This is a genomic window from Diaphorobacter sp. B2A2W2, from assembly GCF_056730635.1.
The window spans coordinates 386,861-410,685 of sequence record NZ_JBWZOR010000003.1 but is presented as its reverse complement, the minus strand read 5'-3'; the positions used below and the strand labels follow the sequence as shown (position 1 = coordinate 410,685).

At 68.3% G+C, this 23,825-nt stretch carries 23 protein-coding genes; 15 read left to right on the top strand and 8 right to left on the bottom strand.

The features are described from left to right. The 5 genes from AC1PPL_RS08055 to AC1PPL_RS08035 all read right to left on the bottom strand — a co-directional run bounded on the left by AC1PPL_RS08055 (window position 1) and on the right by AC1PPL_RS08035 (window position 6,758). Window positions 1-1,227 (bottom strand): M20 aminoacylase family protein, encoded by a 1,227-nt coding sequence (locus tag AC1PPL_RS08055; RefSeq protein WP_287805291.1) that lies wholly within the window; start codon window positions 1,225-1,227, stop codon window positions 1-3. 1 nt (window position 1,228) lies between these two features. Next, on the bottom strand, window positions 1,229-2,212 hold the full coding sequence (locus AC1PPL_RS08050) for an ABC transporter permease (protein WP_011804137.1): 984 nt from the start codon (window positions 2,210-2,212) through the stop codon (window positions 1,229-1,231). Between the two features lie 149 nt (window positions 2,213-2,361). Then, window positions 2,362-3,942, bottom strand: a complete 1,581-nt coding sequence (locus AC1PPL_RS08045; RefSeq protein ID WP_252101269.1) for an ABC transporter substrate-binding protein — start codon at window positions 3,940-3,942, stop codon at window positions 2,362-2,364. A gap of 255 nt (window positions 3,943-4,197) precedes the next feature. Continuing rightward, the gene (locus AC1PPL_RS08040; protein WP_012655666.1) at window positions 4,198-5,391 is read right to left on the bottom strand and encodes a porin; all 1,194 of its coding nucleotides are present in this window, start codon (window positions 5,389-5,391) and stop codon (window positions 4,198-4,200) included. Between the two features lie 332 nt (window positions 5,392-5,723). Next, entirely contained in the window at window positions 5,724-6,758 is a 1,035-nt protein-coding gene (locus AC1PPL_RS08035) for a porin (RefSeq protein ID WP_479973032.1), read from the bottom strand. A gap of 311 nt (window positions 6,759-7,069) precedes the next feature. Between AC1PPL_RS08035 and coq7 the strand changes: the two genes are divergently transcribed. Beyond that, complete coding sequence (gene coq7, locus AC1PPL_RS08030) at window positions 7,070-7,687, top strand: 2-polyprenyl-3-methyl-6-methoxy-1,4-benzoquinone monooxygenase (RefSeq protein ID WP_479973031.1); 618 nt, start codon at window positions 7,070-7,072, stop codon at window positions 7,685-7,687. 16 nt (window positions 7,688-7,703) lie between these two features. Here the strand turns inward: coq7 and AC1PPL_RS08025 are convergent, their stop codons facing one another. Next, the gene (locus tag AC1PPL_RS08025; protein WP_479973030.1) at window positions 7,704-8,153 is read right to left on the bottom strand and encodes an OsmC family protein; all 450 of its coding nucleotides are present in this window, start codon (window positions 8,151-8,153) and stop codon (window positions 7,704-7,706) included. A gap of 321 nt (window positions 8,154-8,474) precedes the next feature. Here AC1PPL_RS08025 and ilvA point away from each other — a divergent pair, with 321 nt between their 5' ends. The 3 genes from ilvA to AC1PPL_RS08010 all read left to right on the top strand — a co-directional run bounded on the left by ilvA (window position 8,475) and on the right by AC1PPL_RS08010 (window position 11,524). Continuing rightward, on the top strand, window positions 8,475-10,037 hold the full coding sequence (ilvA, locus tag AC1PPL_RS08020) for a threonine ammonia-lyase, biosynthetic (protein ID WP_479973029.1): 1,563 nt from the start codon (window positions 8,475-8,477) through the stop codon (window positions 10,035-10,037). Window positions 10,038-10,103: 66 nt separating this feature from the next. After that, window positions 10,104-10,916 carry an adenosylcobinamide-GDP ribazoletransferase gene (locus AC1PPL_RS08015; protein WP_479973028.1) on the top strand — a complete coding sequence of 271 codons (813 nt, stop codon included), beginning with the start codon at window positions 10,104-10,106 and terminating at the stop codon, window positions 10,914-10,916. Then, window positions 10,913-11,524, top strand: a complete 612-nt coding sequence (locus tag AC1PPL_RS08010) for a histidine phosphatase family protein (protein WP_479973027.1) — start codon at window positions 10,913-10,915, stop codon at window positions 11,522-11,524. The genes AC1PPL_RS08015 and AC1PPL_RS08010 overlap by 4 nt, the downstream gene beginning before the upstream one ends. 56 nt (window positions 11,525-11,580) lie before the next feature. On the opposite strand, the gene AC1PPL_RS08005 is transcribed toward AC1PPL_RS08010, so the two are convergent. After that, window positions 11,581-12,030, bottom strand: a complete 450-nt coding sequence (locus tag AC1PPL_RS08005; RefSeq protein ID WP_011804128.1) for a type II secretion system protein N — start codon at window positions 12,028-12,030, stop codon at window positions 11,581-11,583. Window positions 12,031-12,080: 50 nt separating this feature from the next. Between AC1PPL_RS08005 and gspG the strand changes: the two genes are divergently transcribed. The 10 genes from gspG (at window position 12,081) to AC1PPL_RS07955 (ending at window position 21,892) form a co-directional block, all read left to right on the top strand. Continuing rightward, window positions 12,081-12,533, top strand: a complete 453-nt coding sequence (gene gspG / locus AC1PPL_RS08000) for a type II secretion system major pseudopilin GspG (protein ID WP_162844519.1) — start codon at window positions 12,081-12,083, stop codon at window positions 12,531-12,533. A gap of 33 nt (window positions 12,534-12,566) precedes the next feature. Further along, on the top strand, window positions 12,567-13,115 hold the full coding sequence (locus tag AC1PPL_RS07995) for a prepilin-type N-terminal cleavage/methylation domain-containing protein (protein ID WP_479973026.1): 549 nt from the start codon (window positions 12,567-12,569) through the stop codon (window positions 13,113-13,115). After that, window positions 13,112-13,510, top strand: coding sequence for a type II secretion system minor pseudopilin GspI (gene gspI / locus AC1PPL_RS07990; protein ID WP_479973025.1), 399 nt, complete (start codon window positions 13,112-13,114; stop codon window positions 13,508-13,510). Before AC1PPL_RS07995 ends, gspI begins: the two co-directional genes overlap by 4 nt. Window positions 13,511-13,661: 151 nt before the next feature. After that, window positions 13,662-14,339: a PulJ/GspJ family protein gene (locus tag AC1PPL_RS07985; RefSeq protein WP_012655658.1), complete on the top strand. Its 678-nt coding sequence runs from the start codon at window positions 13,662-13,664 to the stop codon at window positions 14,337-14,339. After that, window positions 14,336-15,481, top strand: coding sequence for a type II secretion system minor pseudopilin GspK (gene gspK, locus AC1PPL_RS07980; protein ID WP_376779685.1), 1,146 nt, complete (start codon window positions 14,336-14,338; stop codon window positions 15,479-15,481). The genes AC1PPL_RS07985 and gspK overlap by 4 nt, the downstream gene beginning before the upstream one ends. Window positions 15,482-15,540: 59 nt before the next feature. After that, window positions 15,541-16,770 carry a type II secretion system protein GspL gene (gene gspL, locus AC1PPL_RS07975; protein ID WP_479973024.1) on the top strand — a complete coding sequence of 410 codons (1,230 nt, stop codon included), beginning with the start codon at window positions 15,541-15,543 and terminating at the stop codon, window positions 16,768-16,770. Further along, on the top strand, window positions 16,767-17,312 hold the full coding sequence (gene gspM / locus AC1PPL_RS07970) for a type II secretion system protein GspM (RefSeq protein WP_479973023.1): 546 nt from the start codon (window positions 16,767-16,769) through the stop codon (window positions 17,310-17,312). The genes gspL and gspM overlap by 4 nt, the downstream gene beginning before the upstream one ends. Window positions 17,313-17,328: 16 nt before the next feature. Next, a complete protein-coding gene (gene gspN, locus AC1PPL_RS07965) occupies window positions 17,329-18,141 on the top strand; it encodes a type II secretion system protein N (protein WP_479973022.1) in 813 nt (270 codons plus the stop codon). Between the two features lie 4 nt (window positions 18,142-18,145). Further along, window positions 18,146-20,491 carry a type II secretion system secretin GspD gene (gspD, locus tag AC1PPL_RS07960; RefSeq protein ID WP_479973021.1) on the top strand — a complete coding sequence of 782 codons (2,346 nt, stop codon included), beginning with the start codon at window positions 18,146-18,148 and terminating at the stop codon, window positions 20,489-20,491. 12 nt (window positions 20,492-20,503) lie between these two features. Continuing rightward, complete coding sequence (locus AC1PPL_RS07955; protein WP_047349121.1) at window positions 20,504-21,892, top strand: GspE/PulE family protein; 1,389 nt, start codon at window positions 20,504-20,506, stop codon at window positions 21,890-21,892. Window positions 21,893-22,022: 130 nt separating this feature from the next. Here the strand turns inward: AC1PPL_RS07955 and AC1PPL_RS07950 are convergent, their stop codons facing one another. After that, a complete protein-coding gene (locus AC1PPL_RS07950; RefSeq protein WP_088887596.1) occupies window positions 22,023-22,547 on the bottom strand; it encodes a CZB domain-containing protein in 525 nt (174 codons plus the stop codon). A gap of 196 nt (window positions 22,548-22,743) precedes the next feature. On the opposite strand from AC1PPL_RS07950, the gene AC1PPL_RS07945 reads away from it, so the two are divergent. Continuing rightward, window positions 22,744-23,775, top strand: a complete 1,032-nt coding sequence (locus AC1PPL_RS07945; RefSeq protein WP_088887597.1) for an LLM class flavin-dependent oxidoreductase — start codon at window positions 22,744-22,746, stop codon at window positions 23,773-23,775. The last annotated feature ends 50 nt before the right edge of the window (window positions 23,776-23,825 follow it).

The window sequence follows — 23,825 nt, the reverse complement described above, 5'->3', positions numbered from 1 at the left end:
TCACTGCGCTTGCCCCAGGGGCATGGCCTGCTCGACCAGGCCGGCATGCAGGGCCGCGCCCAGGGGCAGCACGTCGTCATTGAAGTCGTAGCGGCTGTTGTGCAAGGTGCTGTTGCCAGCGCCCATGCCCTGCCCCAGGCGCAGGTAGGCGCCGGGCCGGGCCTGCAGCATGAAGGAGAAGTCCTCCGCGCCCATGCTCGGCTCCAGGTCGCGGTCCACGTTTTCTTCGCCCACCAGCGACGCAGCCACGTCGCCTGCGAAGCGCGCATCGCTCTCGGTGTTGATGGTGGCAGGGTAGATGCGCTCGTAGCGAACGGTGGCGGTAGCCCCAAAGCCCAGCGCGATGGCGTTGCACAGCTCCTTGATGCGGCGCTCCACCATCTCCTGCACGGCGGGGTCGAACGTGCGCACCGTACCCACCAGCGTGGCCGTGCCCGGCAGCACGCTGAACGCGCCCAGGTCGCCCGCCTGCACCGCGCACAGGCTGATAACTGCGCTCTCCAGCGGCCGCACGTTGCGCGAGACGATCCCCTGCACGGCGGTGACGATGTGCGCGGCCACCAGCACCACGTCCACCGTCTGGTACGCATGCGCGCCGTGGCCGCCGCGCCCGGTCACTTCGATCGTGACGCGGTCGGCCGCCGCCATCATGGCGCCGGAGTTGAGGCCCACGGTGCCGGGCCGCATGGCCGGCCAGTTGTGCATGGCATACACCGACTGCACGGGAAAGCGCTCGAAGAGCCCGTCCTCGATCATCACGCGCGCACCGCCCAGGCCTTCCTCGCCGGGCTGGAAGATCAGCACCGCCGTGCCGTCGAAATGGCGCGTGGCCGCCAGGTAGCGCGCTGCACCCACGAGCATGGCCGTGTGCCCATCATGGCCGCAGCCATGCATCAGGCCGCTCTTGCAGGACTTCCAGGCGAAATCGTTGTGCTCGGCCATGGGCAGCGCGTCCATGTCAGCCCGCAGACCGATCATGCTGCCGCTGCTGCGGCCCTGGCCGTGGATGATGCCCACCACGCCGGTACGGCCGATGCCTTCGTGCACCTCGTCCACGCCTGCGTGCCGCAGCGCCTCGCGCACACGGGCGCTGGTGTAGACCTCTTCAAAGCCCAGCTCGGGGTGGGCATGGAGGTCACGGCGGAATGCGGTGAGCTCCGGGTGGTACTGCGCGATGTGCGCAAAGGCGCGTCCGCCTGCCTTCAAGCGCTGCTGCACGGCCTGCATGTCAGTGCCCTCCCGCCTTGCCGCCCACGCGCAGGCGCGGGTCCACCGCGAAGTACAGCAGGTCCACCACCAGGTTGATGACCACGAAGATCAGCGCGATCAGGCAGAGGTAAGCGGCCATCACGGGGATGTCGGCAAAGGTCACGGCCTGGATGAACAGCAGGCCCATGCCGGGCCACTGGAACACCGTCTCGGTGATGATGGCAAACGCAATCAGGCCGCCCAGTTGCAGGCCGGTGATGGTCATCACCGGCACCAGCGTGTTCTTGAGCGCATGGCCAAAGTGGATGGCGCGGTCGGTCAGGCCACGCGCACGGGCGAACTTGATGTAGTCGGTGCGCAGCACTTCCAGCATCTCGGCGCGCACCAGGCGCATGATCAGCGTGAGCTGGAAGATGGCCAGCGTGATGGCCGGCAGCGTGATGTGGTGCCAACCCTTGGCCGTGAGCAGGCCGGTGCTCCACCACCCCAGTTGCGTCACATCACCGCGCCCGAAACTGGGGAACCATCCCAGCGTGACCGAGAACACCAGGATCAGCAGGATGCCGATCAGGAATGTGGGCAGCGACACGCCCAGCAACGACAGCGTCATGAACACCTGGCTGGTGACGGTGCCGCGCTTGAGCGCCGCATACACCCCCATGGGCATGCCCACCGCGAGGGCGATGAAGGCGGCCACCAGCGCCAGCTCCAGCGTGGCCGGGAAGCGCTCGGCGATCAGCCGCGAGACCTTGGCCCCCTGGCGCAGGGAGAGCCCGAATTCGCCCTGCGCCGCATTCACCAGGAAGTGCCAGAACTGCACGATGAATGGCTGGTCCAACCCCAGGGCAGCACGCATCTCGGTGATCTGCTCGGGCGTGGCGTCCTGCCCCAGTAGGAAGACCACGGGGTCGCCCACGAACTGGAACAACATGAACGAGATGAAGGCCACGGCGACCATGACGATCACGGCCTGGATAAGTCGGCGCAGGATGAAGGCAAGCATTCTCGGGCTTTTGCAAGATGTCGGGCCATGCTAGCAGGCATCGGGGCGCAGCCAAGGCTCGTCCCCGCAGCGGCCGGGTGCTTAGCCTGGCCGTGGTTCGCCTGCGCGGGTGCTTTCCGCACGCAGGCGGTACGTTATGGCACGGCCGCTCACTGGACCTTGACGGTGCGCATGTCGATGCGGTTGTCGGCGCGATGCACCAGCTCCACATTCTTCTTCATGGCCCAGGGGATGACCTGGTCGTACAGCGGCAGATGCGAGACCGTGTCGTTGGAGAGCTGCAGCGCCTCGGTCAGCATGCGCGCGCGCACCGGAGCGTCCGTCTCGGCCTTGATGCGGTCCACCAGGTAGTCCATGCGCTCATTGCGATAGCGGCCCACGTTGTAGTTGCCATCGCCACCAGTGCCCACGCTGCGCACCAGCGATTGCAGGCTGTACAGCGCGTCAAAGGTCGGCACGCCCCAACCCAGCATGTAGATGCTGGCTTCGCTGCGCTGGATCATGGGAAAGTAGGTCACCAGCGGCAGCGTGCGCAGCTTGGCCTTCACACCGATGCGCGCCCACATGGCGGTGACCGCCTGGCAGATGGCCTCGTCGTTGATGTAGCGATTGTTGGGACAGGCGAAGTCCACCTCGAAACCGTCGGCATAGCCGGCCTCGGCCAGCAGCTTCTTCGCGGCCTCGACGTCGTAGGGCATGCGCTTGCCCACGGCCTCCGACCAGCCTGCGACCTGCGGCGCCACCAGGGTACCCGTCGGCTTGCCCAGGCCGCGCAGGATGTTGCGCGTGAGGGCATTGGCGTCGATGGACTGGTACAGCGCCTTGCGCACGCGCAGGTCCTTCAAGGGGTTCTTGCCCTTGATGTTGGAGCCCACGAGTTCATCCCGGAACTGGTCCATGCCCAGGAAGATGGTACGGTTCTCCAGCCCGTCCACCACCTTGATGGTGCCCGACGAGCGCAGGCGGGGCAGATCCTGCGGTGAGGGGTCCAGCACCAGGTCCACCTCACCCGACAGCAGGGCGGCAATGCGCGTGGCGGCCGACTTGATGGGGGTGTAGACGATCTCGGTCACATTGCCTTCCATCTGGCCCCACCAGTTCGGATTGCGCTTGAAGACCATCTTCACGTCGGGTTGCCATGTCTCCAGCGTATAGGGGCCCGTGCCCATGGCGTTGCGATGGGCGAAGTTCTCATCGGTGCCCTTGATGTCCTTCGGCTCCACCGATCGGTTCTTCTCGGCCCAGGCCTTGCTCATCATGCGCAACTCGGTCATCTGCCGCAGCAGCACGGGGTTGGGCGACTTGAGGAAGATGTCGATGGTCTGCGCATCCACCTTCACCACCTTGTCGATGCCTTGCACATACGGCGTGTAGTTCGAGGTCTTGGACATGGCGCGCTGCAGCGAGTACACGGCGTCATCGGCGGTGAAGGCGGAACCATCGTGGAACTTCACGCCCTGGCGCAGCGTGAAACGCACTTGTGTGGGGCTGACCTCTCGCCAGGCTGTCGCCAGCATGGGCTCGACCTCGAAGGTACGGCTGTTGTAGTAGACCAGGCTTTCGTACACATACGAATGGATGGCGTTTTGCAGCGCGTTGTTTTGGGAGTGGATATCCCAGGTGGCGATTTCGCCCTGGCTGGCCCACTTGAAGGTCTTGGCATGCGCCGCTGGAACCACGGCCGCCGCGCAGGCCGCCGCAAGAGAAAGGATCAAGGCATTGATTCGCATGGGAATCCTCTTTTATAGAAAGGAGCGACTATGGCAGCGTGGCCGTGGCCACTGGCAAAGGGAAATCCCTGAAATGGTGCATCGCAGATGCGCCGCCATTCATCCGCAGTGCTAATGCAAAACCAATGCCCGGACTGCGTATCTACGCTCGGCGGGGCAAAAACCTTACTTCAGCAAAAAAACAACCTCCCGAAGGAGGTTGTTTGAAATCGGGGCGGGCCCACAAGGGCCCTTCCCCTCCCCACTCAATGTGCCTTAGAAGCGATGGCGGACACCCACGGTGATGCCGGTACGGCTGCGTGCGCCGCTCGCCGCATCCAGCACGAGCGCGCTGCCGCCGCTGATGCTGGTGTGGTCCACGCCAAAATAGGCATCGGTGCGCTTGCTGAAGGCATAGTCCGCCACGGCCACGTAGAAGTTGACATTGCCGTTGGAAGCACCCGTGGCCGAGCCCGACTGCTTACCGCGGAAGTAGTGCGCGCCCAGGTTGAGCTGAGGCGTCAGCTGATAGCCCACGCCCACCTTGAACAGCTGGCGCTTGTTGGCGTCGCCCGGCTGGAAGCCGCCATTGGTCTGGCCGGCCCAGAATTGCCCCAGGATCGCTCCGTCTACGAGGTTACGGAAACCCTGGATCGGGTTGGTCACCGTAGCGTATTTCGCCTTGTTCAGGCCATAGCCCGTGTTGAAGTACCACGGACCCGTGCGGTACGAACCGCCCAGAGTCCAGGCGTCTACGTCGGTGCCGCCTGGCAGCGTCGTGCGCATGTAGCCGCCGCCGACGGCAAACCCGCTCGCGGAGTAGCGCAGGTAGCCGCCAGCCGTCTTCCAGGCGCCACCGCCCAGGGTGCCTGCAACGTAGGCAGGCACTTGCGCCGCCGAGGCAGGCAGGCCAGCTTCCAATGCCTTGGTGTCGTTGTTCTCGTCAAATGAATATTGCAGCGAGCCTACGAAGCTGCGGTCCGGCGTTGCGAAGGTGTACTTCAGCATGTTGCTGGTACGCGCGCCCATGGCCATTCCCAACTCAGGCTTGTAGGCTTCCATGTAGGGGGAGTACGGGAACGAAGCGTAGGTGCTGGTCACCACGTCGAACAGGACATTCCACTGACGTCCGGCAGTCAGGCGGCCATAAGGGCCTTGCAGACCCAGATAGGACAGTTGGAAGAAGGGGGTGGAAACACTGCCGTCATCGGCATTGAGACGGTTTTCCAGCACCACCAGGGCCTTGGACCCGCCACCCAGGTCCTCCTCCACATTGATACCCCAGCGGCTTTGCGACATGCCGCCACCGATCATCTTCGTCAGGCCATCCTTGCCGGCACCTTCGTTGTTGGTGTGGCGCACGGCGGCATCCACGATACCCCACAGCTCCACCTTGCTGGTACCGGCGGACTGGGCCATTGCCACGCCCGCGCCGCACAGCGCCAGGGCAGCCACAATTTTCTTTTGCATACGACAGACTCCTCTTGGATTGATAACCGGCTCAAGATTCGCAGCCACGCCTTGATGAACTCGCTCACTGGACGTGCGCCACTCGCTTCACAACACTCGACTTCTCCTCCACCAGGGGCCCTGCGGCCAAATCGTGTTCTTGGCAGGAAGCGAGGAGGCTTCATTGTTGAAAACCCGCCGGGCAGGGGCAAGGGTCCATCGCTTTACAGCCACAGGGGTTAACCCGAAAAATCGTCGCACAAGAGACACCAAACCGCAGACGAAAAAAAACCGCTGCCCGAAGGCAGCGGTTTTGTCTTCTTTATCCAAGCTGGCCTCACGCCAGCCCGAGATTAGAAGGAGTGGCGAATACCCAGTTGCACGCCAGTCTGGTTCTCGCCAGCGCCGGGGCCACCGGTGCTCAGGTTCTTGGCAGCCAGACCCAGGTTGGAAGCGTCCTTGTTCTTCATGTAAGCCACGGTGCCGTACAGAGCCGTACGCTTGGACAGGTTGTGGACATAACCCAGGCTGATCTGGTGAGCCTTGGAGTCGATGGCCTTCTGGTCGTACAGAGCGTACTGCAGCTTGACTTCGCCAGCGCCCACGGGAGCGGAAGCACCCAGAGCGTAGGCGTTGACCTTGCGGTCGGAAGCGCCGGGCACGTCATCCTTGGTCTGCTGGACGATGGCGTTCAGCTTCACAACGTTCAGGTTGTAAGAACCAGCCACGGTCAGAGCGTTGCGGTCCACATCGGCAGCCAGGTTGCGCTGGTCGTACGACACAGCCACGCCCAGGGGGCCGTTTTCGTAGGCAACGTAGCCACCGACGTAGCGGCCGGCCTTGCCAGAGGTTTGCTCGTCAAAGCCATAGCCCAGGCCAGCGGTGAAGCCGCTGAAGTTGGGGGTGTAGTAGCTGATCATGTTGCTCGAACGGATGCCGTTGGCATCGCCGCTCGTGCCGTACCAGTTGCTCCAGCCCATGAATTGGCCGATGCCGACCTGGCCGAACAGGTCGTAGGAGATGAACTTGGAGTAGCCAGGGGTCAGGTCACGGCCCAGGCGCACTTCACCGAAACCACCAGCCAGGCTGACCGTGGAACGGCGCTTGAAGTCAAAGCCGCTGGTGCTATTGCCGTTGTCACCGAAGATTTCGCCTTCCAGCCAGAAGCCAGCCTTCAGACCGCCACCCAGGTCTTCCACGCCGCGGAAGCCCAGACGGCTCGTTGCGTTGCCGCTGGTGCTCAGGCCATACACGCTGTCGCCAGCGGCGTTAGCGTTGTCCACGTAGCCGAAAGCGGTGTCAACGATACCGAACAGCGTCACGGAGGATTGGGCCATTGCGGCGCCGGAAGCAGCCAGCACTGCCAGGGCAATCAGGGATTTTTTCATTGCGAGTTACTCCAAGGTTAAACAGAGGGCCCCGGATCGTAGAGGACTTGGAGGTGCGGCTCACGCACAGCCCCGCCGGTTCCCCGGGCCAACCTCCTGGTGGGGAAGTTGGTCCTATTGCAACAGAGCCCGCCAGGTTTCGCAAAGGAAATCCCTCAGAATCGGGCCAAAAGCGGGTTTTCGTTGCTGTACCGCAACATGGCCAAAACGGCAGCAAAACCGTCTTATTGTTGCTCCGAGTAAGCACTTACCGTACGGTTTTTTGCGTTACCTGCGCCATTACGTGCGCGTAAACAACGTTTTTGTTACCCATGGACACACTCCTCATCGCCGCAGATAGTGCCCTGCGAACCTTGTTCGCTCGTCCGAGAGCGGGAGAGCCCTCACCGGCACGCTCCCTGCCTGCGGTGGACCTGTCCGTCGAGCAAAGGCGTCTCTCCAGCGCGTTGATGCGCGTCAACCATGTCGGGGAGGTGTGTGCCCAGGGCTTGTACATGGCCCAGTCGTGCGTGACCCGCGACCCCCAGCTGCGCAGCGATCTCCTGGCCGCGGCACGCGAGGAAACCGACCACCTGGCCTGGACCCGCGAGCGGCTCGACGCCCTGGGGAGCCGGCCCAGTCTCCTCAACCCCTTGTGGTTCGCTGGCGCCTTCGCCATCGGCCTGGCGGCGGCCCGGGTCAGCGACCAGGTCAGCCTGGGTTTCGTGGTGGAGACGGAGCGGCAGGTATCCGCCCATCTGCAAGGGCACCTGCGCCGCCTGCCAGAAGCGGACCTGCCCTCGCGCGCCATCGTCGACCGCATGCAGCGGGATGAAGAACGCCACGCGGCCCAGGCGCAGGCGGCAGGCGCCCTTCCTCTACCGCCCCCGGCGCGTTGGCTGATGAAAGCCGCCGCCAAGGTCATGACGACGACTGCACATTACATCTAATACGTCCCGCCGCGCCTCAGGCCTCGACGATCTCAAAGCCCGTCGTGATCTGCGCGGTCTTGCCCAGCATGATGCTGGCCGAGCAGTATTTCTCATGGCTCATGGCGATGGCACGCTCCACGGCCGCCGGCGGAATGCCGCGCCCGGTCACCGTGAACTGCATGTGAATCGTGGTGAACACCTTGGGATCGACCTGCGCCCGCTCGGAGGTGAGCTTCACGCTACAGCCGCGCACATCGTGCCGCCCGCGCTTGAGGATCAGCACCACGTCGTAGGCCGTGCAGCCGCCCGTGCCGGCCAGCACTGTCTCCATGGGACGCGGGGCCAGGTTCTGGCCGCCGTTCTCGGGACGGTCGGCGTCGGGCGCCCCGTCCATGACCAGCACATGGCCGCTGCCGGTCTCCGCAACAAAGCCCATGCCGGAGCGCGTGCCGGCGTTGCCGGTCCAGCTGACGGTGCATTCCATGTTGTTTTTCTCCAAAAAATCAGGGTGAATCTGTAGCAAATGATGAACGCAGGTGCGATTTTGCTGCAACGCAACAACCGCAGCGCTACAATGCGCCCATGCGTTACCCGCTTCGCACTGTTCGCACAGCGGGGTTCGCACCGATTGTCTCCTCCATCTCCTCAAAGGATGGATTCAGCCCCAGGCTTTACCGCTTGGGGCTTTTTTTTGCCCTGCGTGAGCCGTTCCTAACCCTGCGGCGCGCCGTCCTATGATGTGCGCCCGGCTGAGCGCGCACTGGACGCCCCGTCCACACCGCAGCGCCGCCCGCCGGTTTGCACCATGACCCAGCCTCTCACCCCGTTCGATTACCTCACAAAGATCCTCACCGCGCGTGTCTATGACGTGGCGGTGGAGTCCGACCTGCAGCCCGCCCGCGCCCTGTCGCGGCGGCTGCACAACAAGGTGCTGCTCAAGCGCGAAGACCAGCAGCCCGTCTTCAGCTTCAAGCTGCGCGGCGCCTACAACAAGATGGCGCAGCTCTCGCCCGATCAGCTGGCGCGCGGCGTGATCTGCGCCTCGGCCGGCAACCACGCGCAGGGCGTGGCGATGAGCGCCAGCAAGCTGGGCACGCGCGCCGTGATCGTGATGCCCACCACCACGCCGCAGCTCAAGATCGAAGCGGTGAAGACGCTGGGCGGTGAAGTGGTGCTGAGCGGCGAGAGCTATTCCGACGCCTACGAACGCGCCGCACAGCTGCAAAAGGAAGAAGGCCTGACCTTCGTGCACCCCTTCGACGACCCGGACGTGATCGCCGGCCAGGGCACGATCGCCATGGAGATCCTGCGGCAGGTGCAGCAGCTGGGCGGCAAGCTGGATGCCGTGTTCGTCGCTATCGGCGGCGGCGGGCTGATCGCCGGCGTGTCCAACTACATCAAGGCCGTGTGCCCTGGCATCAAGGTCATCGGCGTGCAGATGAACGACTCGGACGCCATGGCGCAATCGGTCAAGGCGCATCAGCGCGTCACGCTGCCGGACGTGGGCCTGTTCTCCGACGGCACGGCCGTGAAACTGGTGGGCGAGGAAACCTTCCGCGTCGCGCAGAACCTGGTGGACGACTACGTGATCGTCGACACCGATGCCGTCTGCGCCGCGATCAAGGACATCTTCGTGGACACACGCAGCATCGTGGAGCCCGCGGGCGCCCTGGCCGTGGCCGCCATCAAGCAGTACGTGGCCAAGCACAAGACCAAGGGTGAAACCTACGCCGCCATCCTGTGCGGCGCCAACATGAACTTCGACCGGCTGCGCTTCGTGGCCGAGCGCGCCGAGGTGGGCGAGGAACGCGAAGCCCTGTTCGCCGTCACCATCCCCGAGGAGCGCGGCAGCTTCAAGCGCTTTTGCGAGGTGGTGGGGGCCCTGCCCGGCGGACCGCGCAACGTGACCGAGTTCAACTACCGCATCAGCCACGAGCGGCGCGCCCATGTGTTTGTGGGCCTGTCCACCACGGGCCACGGCGAGTCCGAGAAGATCGCGCGCAACTTCCACAAGCATGGCTTCGAGGCGCTGGACCTCACGCACGACGAGCTGGCCAAGGAGCACCTGCGCCACCTCGTCGGCGGCCATTCGGCGTTGGCGCGCGACGAGCGGCTGATGCGCTTCACTTTCCCCGAGCGCCCCGGCGCGCTGTTCAAGTTCCTGAGCCTGATGCAGCCCACCTGGAACATCTCGCTGTTCCACTACCGCAACCAGGGCGCGGACTATGGGCGCATCCTCGTGGGCATGCAGGTGCCGGCCGACGACGCAGCGCAGTTCGATGCCTTCCTGCAGACGCTGGGCTACCCCTATGTCGAGGAAACGCAGAACCCGGCCTACCGCCTGTTCCTGCAGGCCAACGGCGCATGATGCAAGCCATTTTGGCCTCCAGCGCCCGTCTATCAAGCGCTAACAGCTATTGATTTAATAGTGTTCATGCAGGCTCTGCGCCACTATCTGCTGGCCGTGCAGTTCTTCACGCGCATCCCCGTCACGGGCCGGCTGGCCACGTGGGTGGGCTACAGCCCTGCGATGCTGCGCGCCAGCAGCGCACATTTCCCCGGTGTGGGCTGGCTGGTGGCCGCCGTGGCGGTGGGCAGCTATGCGGCACTGTGGCTGGGGCTAGGCGGCGCGGGCTTCGCACCGCTGGCGGCGGCGGTGGGCTGCACCATCGCCACGGTGCTGGTGACCGGGGGCTTCCACGAGGACGGCCTGGCTGACGTGGCCGACGGACTGGGCGGCGCCTACCAGCCCGAGCGCGCGCTGGAGATCATGAAGGACTCGCGCATCGGCGCCTTCGGGGCCATGGCGCTGGTGCTGGCGCTGCTGGCCAAGGTGGCCCTGCTGGCGCAGCTCGGCCACCTCGGCTTGTCCAGCGCGCTGGCGGCATTGGCCGGGGCGCATGTGCTGTCGCGCCTGTGGCCGCTCGTCATCGTGCGCGCGCTGCCGCATGTGGGCGACACGGCCACGTCCAAGAGCAAGCCGCTGGCGGACCAGATTTCCGTACGCGCGCTGGCGGCCGCGGCCTTGTGGTGTTTTCCGGCGCTAGCGCTTGTATATCAAGCGCTGGGCGCTTTGGTATTGATAGCAAGCCTACTGGCCAGCGCCGCCGGTGCGGCCTGGATGCTGTGGCGCTTTGCGCGTCGACTGCAGGGCTTTACCGGCGACTGCCTGGGCGCCACGCAGCAGGTGGGCGAGATCGGCTTCTATCTGGGCGCGGCCATCGCGCTGGCGCAACGGGCGGCATGAGCGCGCCGCGCCTGTGGCTGGTGCGCCATGCGCGCCCCGAGGTGGCGCCCGGCTTGTGCTACGGCCGCCTGGACGTTGCCGCCGACGCGCGCCATAGCCGCGAGAGCGCACGCCTGCTGGCGCAGGCGCTGCCACCCCGTCTGGCCGCCCTGCACCACTCTCCGCTACAAAGATGTGAGCTGCTTGCGCAGGACCTGCTTGCCCTGCGGGCCGATTTGGCTTCAAACGCTGAGCCCCGCATCACCGAGATGGACTTCGGCCAGTGGGAGGGCAGCGCGTGGAACGACATCGCCCGTGCGGACATCGACGCCTGGACCTCGCGCTTCGGCCACCATGCGCCCGGCGGCGGCGAGCCCCTGGCGGCCATGCTCACGCGCGTGTCCGCCGCGCTGGACGAGGCCGCGGCCCAGGCGCACGCCGGCGGTGGCGATGTGGTCTGGATCACGCATGCCGGGGTGGCCCGCTGCGTGCACTGGCTGCTGACGCACGGCGCCGCGCGCGTGCCGCTGTCCCATGAATGGCCGCAATCGGCTCCGGGCTACGGCGCCTGGACCACGGTACTTCTGCCACTGAAAGGCCGACCGCAGGCAGCACCGGCGCGCGGTTAGGTTATGGGCGCTCCCGTCGGATATGCAGGCCCCGCCGGCGCGGGATCCCCGCCAGGTCAGGGCCGCTTGCGCGGCATCTCCAGCGCCAGCGTCGTGGCGCCGTCCATCGACGCCCCCAGCCGCGCGGCGCCCTTGCCCAGGGACTGCAGCACCAGCCCCGGCTCCACATTCGCGCCCACGCGGTAGGGCTTGGCCGGCTTGCCGTCCACCGCGATCAGCGCGGCGCCGCCGCCGCTGGCCGTGCCGGCCAGCACGCCCATGAGCACGAAGCGGCTGGCTGCGGAGGGTGCCGCCTCGGCGGCCGCCAGCACCGGGCTGGCCCCGAGCAGGCGCGCGAGCGCCTGCGTGTCGGTCACCACCGGCTCGGGCGCCGCGGCAGCCGGTGCCGTGCCGGCCGGGCTTGCGGACAGCTTCAACCCCCAATAGACAGCAGTCGCGCCCGCCAGCGCCCAGAGCAGCAGCGTGGCCAGGCGCGGGGCCCAGCGGCCGTATGTGTTTGTCACCATTGCACGATTATGATTGACCGGATATGTCCATTCCGAGTCGCCGCTTCGAGATGCAGCCCAGCCCCTCCTCCCTCGCGCACCGCGCCCGCCGTCGCCTGTCCGCGGGCTTCACCCTGATCGAGCTCATGGTGGTGCTGGTCATCATCGGCGTGCTGGCCGCGCTGATCGTGCCCAACGTGCTGGACCGCGCCGACGACGCGCGCAGCACGGCCGCGCGCACCGACGTCACCAACATCATGCAGGCGCTCAAGCTCTACCGCCTGGACAACCAGCGCTATCCCACGGCCGAACAGGGCCTGCAGGCGCTGATCGCCAAGCCCAGCGCCGGCCCGGTGCCGAACAACTGGCGCCCCTACCTGGAGAAGCTGCCCAACGACCCCTGGGGCCGCCCTTACCAGTACCTGAGCCCGGGCATCAAGGGCGAGGTGGACGTGATGTCCTTCGGCGCCGATGGCCAGTCCGGCGGCGAGGGCAAGGATGCCGACATCGGCAGCTGGCAGTAAGCCGCAGGGCCCGGCGCCGGCGCCATCCCACGCATGACACGGGTACACCCCAGCCCAGCGGACGCCGCGCAGGGGCCTCGGCCGGCCGCGCCACTACGCCGCGCAGGCTTCTTCTCCCCCCGCCCCTTGCGCAGCAGGCGAGACAGGCAAAGCCGCGCAGCCGTCGCCCAGCGGGGTTTTACGATCCTTGAATTGCTGGTGGTCATTTCCATCATCGCCCTGGCGACCGCCGGCGTGGGCCTGGCACTGCGCGACAGCGGCGCCACCCAGCTGCAGCGCGAAGGCGAGCGGCTGGCAGCGCTGCTGGAGTCGGCGCGCGCGCAATCGCGCGCCTCCGGCGCGGCGGTGCGCTGGCGTGCCGATGCCCAGGGCTTTCGCTTCGAGGGCGTGCCGCCCGACACATTGCCCAACCGCTGGCTGGACAACGCCACCGGCGTGCAGGGCCCTGCGGAACTGTGGCTGGGGCCGGAACCCCTCATCGGCCCGCAACAAGTGGTGATCGTGAGCGGCGCGCACCCCGACCGCGCGGTGCGCGTGGCCACCGACGGGCTGCGCCCGTTTGCCGTGCAGGCGCTGCCATGAGCCACCGCGCGCGAAGGGGCACGGGGGCGCGGCGCGGGCGCGGCGCGGCGCGCGGCTTCACGCTGGTGGAGGTGCTGGTGGCACTGGGCATCGTCGCCATCGCCCTCATGGCAGGGCTGCAGGCCACCTCCGCCCTCACGCGCAACGCCACGCGCCAGACCGACGTGGTGCTGGCCCACCTGTGCGCCGAGAACGAGCTGAGCCGGGTACGCCTGTCGTCGCAGATGCCGTCCATCGGCGACACGCGCGTGGCCTGCGAACAGGCGGGTCGGCGCTACGACGTGGCGGTGACGGTTTCGCCCACACCCAATCCACAGTTCCGCCGCGTGGACGCGCAGGTCTTCGAGGCCACGCTGCCCGTGCTGCGGCTGTCCACCATCGTGGGGCGGTATTGAGATGCCCCCCCTGAGTCGCTTCGCGCCTACTCCCCCGGGGGGGACGACGCCCGTGGCCTGGCAAAGCCAGTTCCATGGCGTCCGCCCGCGCGGCCTGCGCCGCGGCCTTCCGGCAGATCAAGCGCGGCACCGGGTTTGCGCAGAGTCCCCCATGCAAGCAGCGCGCGGCTTCACGCTGGTGGAACTACTCGTGGCCATCGCGGTAATGGCGCTGCTCGCCATCGCCAGCTGGCGCGGGCTGGATGGCATGGCGCGCTCGCAGCAGCTCACGCGCGAGCGCACCGACGAGCTGCTGGTGCTGCAGACCGTGCTGGCCCAGTGGGCGGCCGACCTGGATGCCCTGCAGGCCATCGACCATACCGAACCCATCGCCTGGGACGGCCAGGTGCTGCGCCTTACGCGGCGCGGCACGCGCCAGCCCGACGAAGGTGCGCTGGTCGTCGCCTGGGCGCGGCGCAGCGTGGACGGCACCGCCCGCTGGCTGCGCTGGCAGTCCCCCCCGGTGCGCACCCGCGCGGAATGGAATGCCGCCTGGCAGCGCGCAGCCCAGTGGGCGCGCACACCCGGCGAGGCCGAGCGCCGACAGGAAACCGTGCTGATGCCGCTGGCCAATTGGCAGCTGTACTACTACCGCAGCGGCGCCTGGGCCAATGCGCTGTCCACCGATACCAGCGCCAGCGCACCGCGCACGGTCGGCGGGCTGAGCAGCGCCGCCGCCAGCATCCCCGAGGGGGTGCGCCTGCAACTCACGCTGCCGCCGGGTGGCGCACTCTCGGGCGTGGTCACGCGGGACTGGGCCAATCCGCTGCTGGGTGGAGGCAAGTCGTGACCGATTCCTGCCCGCTATCCGCCGCCCTGCCCGCCGCCTCCGACACACGCGACTGGCGCGCACCGGGCGAGGGCCGCCGTGCCAGGGCCCCGACGCACTGGTGGCGCCGCCCCGCCCGCGTAACGGGAGCGGCGGGTGGACGCAAAGCCCCTCGGGGTGTTTCTCATCAAGCCGGCGCCGCACTGCTGGCCGCCATGCTCACCGTGACGCTGGTCGCCACGTTCGCGGCTGCGGCCATGTGGCAGCAGTGGCGCGCCATCGAAGTCGAAACCGCCGAGCGCGCACGTATCCAGTCGGCGTGGATCCTGATCGGCGCGCTGGACTGGTCCCGCCTGATCCTGCGCGAAGACTCCATTGCCCGCAGCGGCGACGGCACCGACAACCTCTCCGAACCCTGGTCGGTGCCGCTGGAAGAAGCGCGCCTGTCCACGTTCCTCGCGGCCGACCGCAATGTGGCCCAGGTGGAAGACGCGAGTACCGACACCACCAACGCCTTCCTGTCGGGCCAGATCACCGACCTGCAGGCCCTGCTGAACCTGCGCAACCTGGCCAACGAGGGGCAGGTGGACGCCACGGCGCTGCGGCAATTCCAGCGGCTCTTCGAATACCTCGGGCTGCCGCGCGCACAGCTGGACATGCTGGCGCGGCAGATGCTGCGCGCCGAGGCCAAGGACAGTGACACCGCGAGCGCCGCGCCGCTGCTGCCGCAAAGCGTGGCGCAACTTGGGTGGTGGGGCCTGCCGCAGCGCAGCGTGGATGCGCTCGCGCCCTACGTCACGCTGCTGCCCGTGCGCACCAAGGTCAACCTCAACACCGCCAGCGCCGTGGTGCTGTGGGCCAGCGCCGACGGGCTGGACATGGCCGAGGCGCAGCGCCTGGTGCAGGCACGCGACTCCAACCACTTCCGCAGCGAGGCCGACGCCGCCAAGCTGCTGGGCAACTCCAGCCGCATCTCGGCCACGGTGCATACGGTGTCGTCCAGCTACTTCGAAGTGCGCGGGCGACTGCGCCTGGACATGGCCGTGGTCGAAGAGCGCTCGCTGGTCTACAAACAGCGTGGGGACGTGCGCACGCTGTGGCGCGAACGCGGCGGCCTCGTGCGCACGACGGCTCCCGGCACTGCGGCCGCTGGTGCGCGGTGACCGGCCGCCTTGGCACGAAGCGTCACATCACGCCCCTAAAATGGTCTGTTAACCCATTCATGAGCACCCTTGTCCTAACCCTGCCCCTGGGAACGCCGGGGCCCGCCGCCGAATACAGCTACACGCTCACGGCCGACGGCCACACCGCCACCCGCCACGCCAGCACCACCGCCGCCTTGCTGCCCGACCCGGGCCGCGCCGGCGAGATCGTGGCCGTGGTGCCTGCGCGCGCGCTGTCATGGCAGCAGGTGACGCTGCCGCAGGGTGCGACGGCCCAGGCCGGCCGGCTGCGCGCGGTCCTGGAAGGACTGCTCGAAGAACACCTGCTCGACGACCCCGCGCAACTGCACTTCGCGCTGCAGCCCGGCGCCCAGCCGGGCAGCCCTGCCTGGGTGGCCGTGTGCGACCGCGCCTGGCTGCGCGGCGCCCTGCAGGCGCTGGAAGCCGCGGGGCGGCCGGTGGACCGCGTGGTGCCCGAGTTCGCTCCCGGCCCCACCGCCAGCGGGCAAGAGGAATGCGACGTGCTCGGCACTCCCGAGGACGCCCAACTGGTACTGACCGGCCACGGGCCGCAACAGGCCGTGGCCGTGCTGCCGCTGGCCGCGGCCGCCGCGCTGGCGGCCCGCCCCGCCGATGATGCGCCGCCCGCCGTGCGCGCCGAACCCGCCGTGGCCGCCCTGGCCGAGCGGCTGCTGAACCGCCCAGTGCAGCTGCACACCGCCAGCCAGCGCGCGCTGGTGGCCGCGCGTGGCGACTGGGACCTGGCGCAGTTCGACCTGGCCAGCACCGGCCACACGCGCGCGCTGCGCAAGCTGGGCAGCGGCGCCAGCGCCTTTGCGCGCGCACCCCAATGGCGGGCCGCGCGCTGGGCACTGGCCGTGGCCGTGGTGGTGCAGGTCATGGGGCTCAATCTCTGGGCGTGGCAGGACCGCCAGGCGCTGGCGGCCAAACAGGCCGGCGTGCGCAACGCGCTGACCCAGACCTTCCCGCACGTCAAGGTCGTCGTGGATGCACCGGTGCAGATGGAGCGCGAACTGGCGCAGCTGCGCCAGGCCGCCGGCAGCGTGTCGCGGCGCGACCTGGAGCCGCTCATGGCCGCCGCAGGTGCCGCACTGCCCCCGCCGCGCGTGCCCACGCAGATCGAATATGCCAATGGCGAACTGCGCCTGCGGGGCCTGGAGCTGGCACCCGAGGAACTCACCGCCATGAACCAGCGCCTGGCCGCGGAAAGCCTGAGCGCGCAGCCGCGCGATGGCGCCCTGCTGGTGCGCGCCGAGGACCGCCCATGAACACCCGCACCGCTTCGACCTCGCCCGCGCCGGTTCCCCCTGCGCTGGCCGCGCTGCGCGCCCACTGGGCCCGCATGGCGCCGCGCGAACAGTCCCTGGTGCTGGCCGCCGCGGCCGTGGTGGGGCTGGCCCTGCTGTGGTGGGTGCTGCTGGCGCCCGCACTGCAGCAGCTGCGCGGCTCGGGCGCACGCCACGCAGCCGTGGATGCGCAACTGCAGCGCATGCAGGCCCTGCAGGCCGAAGCGCTGCAGCTCAAGGACGCGCCCCGCCCACCCGGCGGCGAGGCCCTGCGCACGCTGCAGACCACGCTGGCGCAGCAATTGGGCGCAGCCGCGCAGATGAACGTCGCGGGCGACCGCGCCACCGTCACCTTCAAGGGCGCGCCCGCCGAGGCCCTTGCCCAGTGGCTGAACCAGGCGCGCAGCACCGCGCGCGCCGTGCCGCTGGAAGCCCGCCTGGTGCAAAGCGCCGCGCCCGCCAACGCCGCCGCGGCCGCCGTCCGCTGGGAAGGCACGCTGGTGCTGGCGCTGCCCCCGCAATAGTCCACGCCCCCTGCCCGTGCCACGCTCCCTGCTCCCGACCCCTTCGCTGACACTGCCGCGCGCGCCCTGGCGCTGGGCCGTGGCCGGCGTGTGCCTGGGCGCGCTGCCCGCGCTGGTGCTATGGGCCCCGGCGCGCTGGCTGGCCACAGGCGTGCAGCAGGCCAGCGGCGGGCAACTGCAGCTGCAGCAGGCACGCGGCACCGTCTGGAACGGCTCGGCCCGCGTGGTGCTGACCGGTGGCGCCGACAGCCAGGACCAGGCCGCCCTGCCCGGCCGGCTGCAGTGGCAGCTGCGCCCCGCGTGGAACGGGCTCAGCGCCCGCCTGACGGCCGACTGCTGCATTCCCGCCACCGCGCCGCTGCAGGTGCAGGTGGCGCTGGGCCTGGGTGCCGTGCGCGCCCAGGTGGCCGATGGCCAGAGCCAGTGGCCGGCTGCGGCGCTCGCGGGCCTGGGCACCCCCTGGAACACCGTGCAGCCGCAGGGCCGCCTGCAGCTGCGCACCCAGGCGTTCGCGCTGCAATGGGCCGCAGGGCGTCTGCAGATGCAGGGCCAGGTGCAGCTGGATGCGCTGGGCCTGTCCTCGCGCCTGTCCACGCTGCGGCCCATGGGCAGCTACCGGCTGCAGGTGCAGGGCGGCGGCGCGCCCACGCTGCAGCTGTCCACCCTGGAGGGCGCGCTGCTGCTGTCGGGCAACGGCCAGTGGGTGGGCAAACGCCTGCGCTTCACGGGCGAGGCCAGCGCCGCGCCCGGGCGGGAGGCGGCCCTGGCGAATCTTCTGAATATCATCGGGCGGCGCAGTGGCGCGCGCTCCATCATCACCGTGGGTTGACCCTATGACCAACTTGCCCCGCCACCCCCTGCGGTTCACTCTTCATTTGATAGCTGCTAGCGCTTTATTGACGGGCGTTAGCAGCCAAATTCATGCACAAACCTCCGGACAGCGCGCCGGCAGTGTGCGGCCCAGCGAGCCGGTGACGCTGAACTTTGCCAACGCCGACATCGAGGCCGTGGCGCGCACCATGGCCACCATCACCGGCAAGAACGTGGTGGTGGACCCGCGCGTGAAGGGCCAGATCACGCTGGTGACCGAGAACGCGGTGCAGCCCAACGCGGCCTTCCAGCAGTTCCTGGCCGCGCTGCGGCTGCAGGGCTTCACGGTGGTCGAGTCGGCGGGCCTGTACAAGGTCGTGCCCGAGGCCGATGCCAAGCTGCAGACCGGCAACGTGAGCGTGTCCCAAGGCGGCGCGGGCGGCACGCCCGCGGGCGGGCAGGTCGTCACGCAGATCTTCAAGCTCAACTTCGAGAACGCGGCCAACCTGGTGCCGGTGCTGCGCCCGCTGATCAGCCCCAACAACACCATCAACGTGAACCCCGGCAACAACTCGCTGGTGATCACCGACTATGCCGATAACCTGCAGCGCCTGGCGCGCATCGTGGCGGCCATGGACGTCTCCAACGCCAGCGACGTGGAGGTGATCCCGCTGCAGCACGCCATCGCCACCGACCTGGCGCCGCTGGTGTCGCGCCTGATCGAGGGCGGCAGCGCCACTGCCACAGGCACTGCGCAGGGCGTGGCCCAGGGGCAGACCGACAATTCGTTCAAGACCACGCTGCTGGCCGAGCCGCGCAGCAATGCGCTGATCGTGCGCGCTGCCAACCCGGCGCGCGTGGCGCTGGTGCGCTCACTGGTGGCCAAGCTGGACCAACCGGCCGCGCCGGGCAGCTCCGCTGCCAGCGGCAACATCCACGTGGTGTACCTGAAGAACGCCGACGCCGTGAAGCTGGCCACCACCCTGCGCGCAGCGCTGGGCAGCGCGGGGGGCAGCGGCACCAGCAGCGGCGGCGGCACGGGAACCGGCAACCTGTCGGGCGGCCTCACGCGGACCGGCGCATCAGGCCTGGGCCAGACCAGCGGCCTGGGCAACAGCACCAATGCCAGCGGCAATGCCGGCGGCCTGGGCAGTTCGGGCCTGGGAACGGGCCAGGGCAGCAGTGGCAGCAGCGATGCCAACCAGCCGTCCACCGGCGGCATCATCCAGGCCGACCCGACGACCAACTCGCTCATCATCAGCGCGCCGGAGCCGCTGTACCGCCAGATCCGCGCCGTGATCGACAAGCTGGACGGCCGCCGCGCGCAGGTACTCATCGAGAGCCTGATCGTGGAGGTGAGCGCCAACAAGGTGGCCGAGTTCGGCATCCAGTGGCAGGGCGTGCTGGGCAATTACGGCAGCACGCTGGGCGTGCTGGGCAACAACTCCAGCGTGGCCGGACGCAACATCCTGGATCTGGCGCTGGCGGCGGCCACCGGCAACGTGACCTCCATCGCCAATGCCAAGCCGGCCGCCGGCATGAACCTGGCCGTCGCGCCGCGCATCAACGGCAAGTACTACCTGGGGGCGCTGGCCAACTTCCTGGAAAACACGGGCGATGCCAACGTGCTGTCCACCCCCAACCTGCTCACGCTGGACAACGAGGAGGCGCAGATCATCATCGGCAACAACGTGCCGTTCGTGACCGGTTCCTACGCCAACACCGGCGGCAGCGGCGGCGCGGTCAACCCCTTCACCACCGTGGAGCGCAAGGACGTGGGCCTGATGCTGCGCGTGCGCCCACAGATCAACGAGAACGGCACCGTCAAGCTCACGATGTACCAGGAGGTCTCCAAGGTTGCGGAGAGCACGCTGTCCAATGCCAACGGCCCCTCCACGAGCAAGCGCTCCATCGAGTCCACGGTGCTGGTGGACGACGGCAGCGTGATCGTGATCGGCGGCCTGCTGGAAGACAGCTATGCGCTGGGCCAGGACAAGGTGCCGGTGATGGGCGACCTGCCCGTGGTGGGCGGACTGTTCCGCAACGAAAAGCGCACGCGCCAGAAGACCAACCTGATGGTCTTCCTGCGCCCCATGGTGATCCGCGACAGCGCCACCAGCGACGCACTGATGGTGGACCGCTACGAGGCCATCCGCGCGCTGCAGCAAAGCACGCAGCCCGCGCCCAGCACGATGATGAGCGGTGTGTCCGAGGCGCCGGTGCTGCCGCCCCTGCCCCCCCCCGCCTCGTCCGCCGCGCCCGTGCAGCCCGCGGCCGCACCTGCGCCGCTGGCGCCGCTCGCACCCCAGCCGCCCGCGCGCACCACCACGCCGCCCAGCATGGGCCAGTCGCCCTACAGCCCGCAGTAAGGGGCCCGCCGCATGCGCCACCCCCTGCCCTACGCATTTGCGCGCAGCAGCCAGCTGCTGCTGGAAGACGACGGCCAGCAGCTCGTGCTGTGGCACGGCCCGCAGCCGGACGCCGGCGCGCTGTCCGAAGTGCTGCGCAAGCATGCCGTACACCAGTTCATGCCGCTGGACGCCCCCACGCTGGCGCAGCGCATCAGCGCGGCGTATTCGCAAAGCGAGTCCAGCGCGGCCACGGTGGTGAGCGAGGTGGAAGAAGGCGCCGACCTCTCGCGCATGATGCAGGAGCTGCCCGCGGTGGAAGACCTGCTGGAGTCCGCGGGCGACGCGCCCATCATCCGCATGCTCAACGCCCTGCTCACGCAGGCCGTGCGCGACGGCGCGAGCGACATCCACATCGAGCCCTACGAGCGCCACTCCAGCGTGCGCTTTCGCGTGGACGGCACGCTGCGCGAGGTGGTGCAGCCCAACCGCGCGCTGCACGCCGCGCTGATCAGCCGCCTGAAGATCATGGCGGACCTGGACATCTCCGAAAAGCGCCTGCCGCAGGACGGACGCATCAGCCTGCGCCTGGGCACCCGCGCCGTCGACGTGCGCGTATCCACGCTGCCCAACGCCCATGGCGAGCGCGCCGTGCTGCGCCTCTTGGACAAGAGCGAGAGCAAGCTGAACCTGGAGGCCGTGGGCATGCAGGGCGAGGTGCTGGCGCGGCTCGCGCACCTGATCCAGCAGCCGCACGGCATCATCCTCGTGACCGGCCCCACGGGCTCGGGCAAGACCACCACGCTGTACGCTGCGCTGGCGCGGCTGGACGCCGCGCGCAGCAACATCATGACGGTGGAAGACCCCATCGAGTACGAGCTGCCCGGGGTGGGCCAGACGCAGGTCAACGCCAAGATCGACCTGACGTTTGCCAAGGCCCTGCGCGCCATCCTGCGCCAGGACCCCGATGTGATCATGATCGGCGAGATCCGCGACTTCGAGACCGCGCAGATCGCCATCCAGGCCTCGCTCACCGGCCACCTGGTGCTGGCCACGCTGCACACCAATGACGCGGCCAGCGCCATCACGCGCCTGACCGACATGGGAGTGGAGCCGTTCCTGCTGTCCTCGTCGCTGCTGGGGGTGCTGGCGCAGCGCCTGGTGCGCAAATATTGCGGCGAGTGCCACGGCGCAGGCTGCGACCACTGCGGCCATACCGGCTACGCGGGGCGCACCGGCGTGTTCGAGCTGCTGGTAGTGGACGACGCCATCCGCGCGCAGATCCACAACCAGGCCCCGGAGGCCGAGGTGCGCACCCAGGCCCTGGCCGGCGGCATGACGCTGATGCGCGACGATGGCGAGCGGCTGATCCACGCCGGCATCACCAGCCGCGAAGAAGTGCTGCGTGTGACGCGCGACTGAGCGGACAGGCCGCAGCGGTGCCTTTCAAAAACAGGAGCGCGACACGCTTACCAAGACTGGGTTTTCAATACAAATTGCATTGAAAACCATTACAGACAAGCGCCAATAGCTCCTATATCAATAGCGTATTTCAGCGTTCACCTGCGGCCATCGGCTGGGGAGGACGCTTCCCGTGGTCCAGCCCGCGCTGCAGCTCCTTGAGCAGCAGCACCACCTGGCGCGACGCATGCTGGCAGCTCTTGAACGCCTGCTCGGCCCGCAATTGATCGCCCTGCGCCAGATGCGTCAGCAGCACAGCCGCCTGGTGGTGAAAGTACTGGTGGCGGCGCATCAGCATGTCGAAAGCAGGAAAGTGCCCCAGCGCCACGCGCCCGCTGCCGTGCAGCCAGCGGCCCAGCTCGGAACAGGTGTCGTCCACCACCGTTTCGGGGCGCAGCTGTTCGTCGCGCGCGCCCGCCAGCGCTTGGGCCAGCCAGGGCAACCAGCGCTCGTGCATGACGATGGCAGCCTCGATGTCGAACGCCGCCAGGAGCCGCGAAGCCTCTTCGTCGTACAGCACCAGCGCGCTGGCCTCGCTCGCAGGCAGCGAAGTCCAGTCCTCAGGCGCGGCCAGGCCGTCGGCACGCGGCTGAAACAAACGGCTGAAGAACCCCATAGACACCCCCCGCACGCCCCGTGCATCACTTCCTGGCAGCGTCGCACAGGACGCCAAAAGTGACAATATGTTTCGTGTGTTGATTTAAAACAAATTCAGTATATCAATAGCAAAACGCTATGCACCATGCGGGAACCTCTGCACCGCCATACCCACGGCGCAGCACGGATTTCACCCGCTGCCCACAATCGGTGCCATGACCGCACATTCCCTGCCTTTACTTTCCATGCTTGATCTCGTGGCCGTGCGCGAGGGCGGCACCGTGGCCCAGGCACTGCAAGTCGCCGTCCAGACGGCACAGCATGTGGAGGCGCTGGGCTTCAAGCGCTACTGGCTGGCCGAGCACCACAACATGCCGGGCATCGCCAGCTCCGCCACGGCCGTGCTGGTCGGCCACGTGGCCGGGGCCACGCGGTCCATCCGCGTGGGCTCGGGCGGCATCATGCTGCCCAACCATGCGCCGCTGGTGGTGGCCGAGGCCTTCGGCACGCTGGCCGAGCTCTACCCCGGCCGCATCGACCTGGGGCTGGGCCGCGCACCCGGCACCGACGGCGCCACCATGCGCGCCCTGCGCCGCGACCGCGTGGAGACCGAGGCCGACTTCCCCCGCGACGTGGCCGAGCTGCAGCAGCTCTTGGCGCCCGCGCAGCCGGGCCAGCGCATCACCGCCGTGCCGGGCGCCGGCACGCAGGTGCCCCTCTGGCTGCTGGGCTCCAGCCTGTTCTCGGCGCAACTGGCGGCGCAGATGGGCCTGCCCTACGCCTTCGCCTCGCACTTTGCGCCGCGCATGCTGCACGCGGCCATCGACATCTACCGCCGGCTGTTCCGCCCCTCGCCGGCCTGCGCCAAGCCCTACGTGGTGATCGGCGTACCCGTCATCGCCGCACCCACCGATGACGAGGCGCAGTACCTGGCCAGCAGCACCTACCAGCGCGTGCTGGGCATCCTCACCGGCCAGCGCGGACTGCTGCAGCCGCCCGTAGAGGGTTATCTGCAGAGCCTCGCGCCCCAGGAGCGCGCCGCCGTGGCCGACTTCCTCGCGGTCGGCGTGGTCGGTGGCCCGCAGACCGTGCGCGAGGGCCTGCAGGCGCTGCTGGCCGCCACGCAGGCCGACGAATTCATGCTGGTGAGCGACGTGTACGACCCGGCGCTGCGCCTGCGCTCGCTGGAGATCACCGCCCAGGCGCACGCGGCACTGTCACCCGCAGCAGCTACCATGGCGGGCTGAACGGGTCGACTGCGGCCCGCCCAGTTTGCCCCTGCTCGCCCACCGCCGCT

Coding starts and splice junctions, on each gene's coding strand:
- AC1PPL_RS08055 (WP_287805291.1), bottom strand. CDS start 1,227: ATGCAGGCCGTGCAGCAGCGCTTGAAGGCAGGCGGACGCGCCTTTGCG.
- AC1PPL_RS08050 (WP_011804137.1), bottom strand. CDS start 2,212: ATGCTTGCCTTCATCCTGCGCCGACTTATCCAGGCCGTGATCGTCATG.
- AC1PPL_RS08045 (WP_252101269.1), bottom strand. CDS start 3,942: ATGCGAATCAATGCCTTGATCCTTTCTCTTGCGGCGGCCTGCGCGGCG.
- AC1PPL_RS08040 (WP_012655666.1), bottom strand. CDS start 5,391: ATGCAAAAGAAAATTGTGGCTGCCCTGGCGCTGTGCGGCGCGGGCGTG.
- AC1PPL_RS08035 (WP_479973032.1), bottom strand. CDS start 6,758: ATGAAAAAATCCCTGATTGCCCTGGCAGTGCTGGCTGCTTCCGGCGCC.
- coq7 (WP_479973031.1), top strand. CDS start 7,070: ATGGACACACTCCTCATCGCCGCAGATAGTGCCCTGCGAACCTTGTTC.
- AC1PPL_RS08025 (WP_479973030.1), bottom strand. CDS start 8,153: ATGGAATGCACCGTCAGCTGGACCGGCAACGCCGGCACGCGCTCCGGC.
- ilvA (WP_479973029.1), top strand. CDS start 8,475: ATGACCCAGCCTCTCACCCCGTTCGATTACCTCACAAAGATCCTCACC.
- AC1PPL_RS08015 (WP_479973028.1), top strand. CDS start 10,104: ATGCAGGCTCTGCGCCACTATCTGCTGGCCGTGCAGTTCTTCACGCGC.
- AC1PPL_RS08010 (WP_479973027.1), top strand. CDS start 10,913: ATGAGCGCGCCGCGCCTGTGGCTGGTGCGCCATGCGCGCCCCGAGGTG.
- AC1PPL_RS08005 (WP_011804128.1), bottom strand. CDS start 12,030: ATGGTGACAAACACATACGGCCGCTGGGCCCCGCGCCTGGCCACGCTG.
- gspG (WP_162844519.1), top strand. CDS start 12,081: ATGCAGCCCAGCCCCTCCTCCCTCGCGCACCGCGCCCGCCGTCGCCTG.
- AC1PPL_RS07995 (WP_479973026.1), top strand. CDS start 12,567: ATGACACGGGTACACCCCAGCCCAGCGGACGCCGCGCAGGGGCCTCGG.
- gspI (WP_479973025.1), top strand. CDS start 13,112: ATGAGCCACCGCGCGCGAAGGGGCACGGGGGCGCGGCGCGGGCGCGGC.
- AC1PPL_RS07985 (WP_012655658.1), top strand. CDS start 13,662: ATGCAAGCAGCGCGCGGCTTCACGCTGGTGGAACTACTCGTGGCCATC.
- gspL (WP_479973024.1), top strand. CDS start 15,541: ATGAGCACCCTTGTCCTAACCCTGCCCCTGGGAACGCCGGGGCCCGCC.
- gspM (WP_479973023.1), top strand. CDS start 16,767: ATGAACACCCGCACCGCTTCGACCTCGCCCGCGCCGGTTCCCCCTGCG.
- gspD (WP_479973021.1), top strand. CDS start 18,146: ATGACCAACTTGCCCCGCCACCCCCTGCGGTTCACTCTTCATTTGATA.
- AC1PPL_RS07955 (WP_047349121.1), top strand. CDS start 20,504: ATGCGCCACCCCCTGCCCTACGCATTTGCGCGCAGCAGCCAGCTGCTG.
- AC1PPL_RS07950 (WP_088887596.1), bottom strand. CDS start 22,547: ATGGGGTTCTTCAGCCGTTTGTTTCAGCCGCGTGCCGACGGCCTGGCC.
- AC1PPL_RS07945 (WP_088887597.1), top strand. CDS start 22,744: ATGACCGCACATTCCCTGCCTTTACTTTCCATGCTTGATCTCGTGGCC.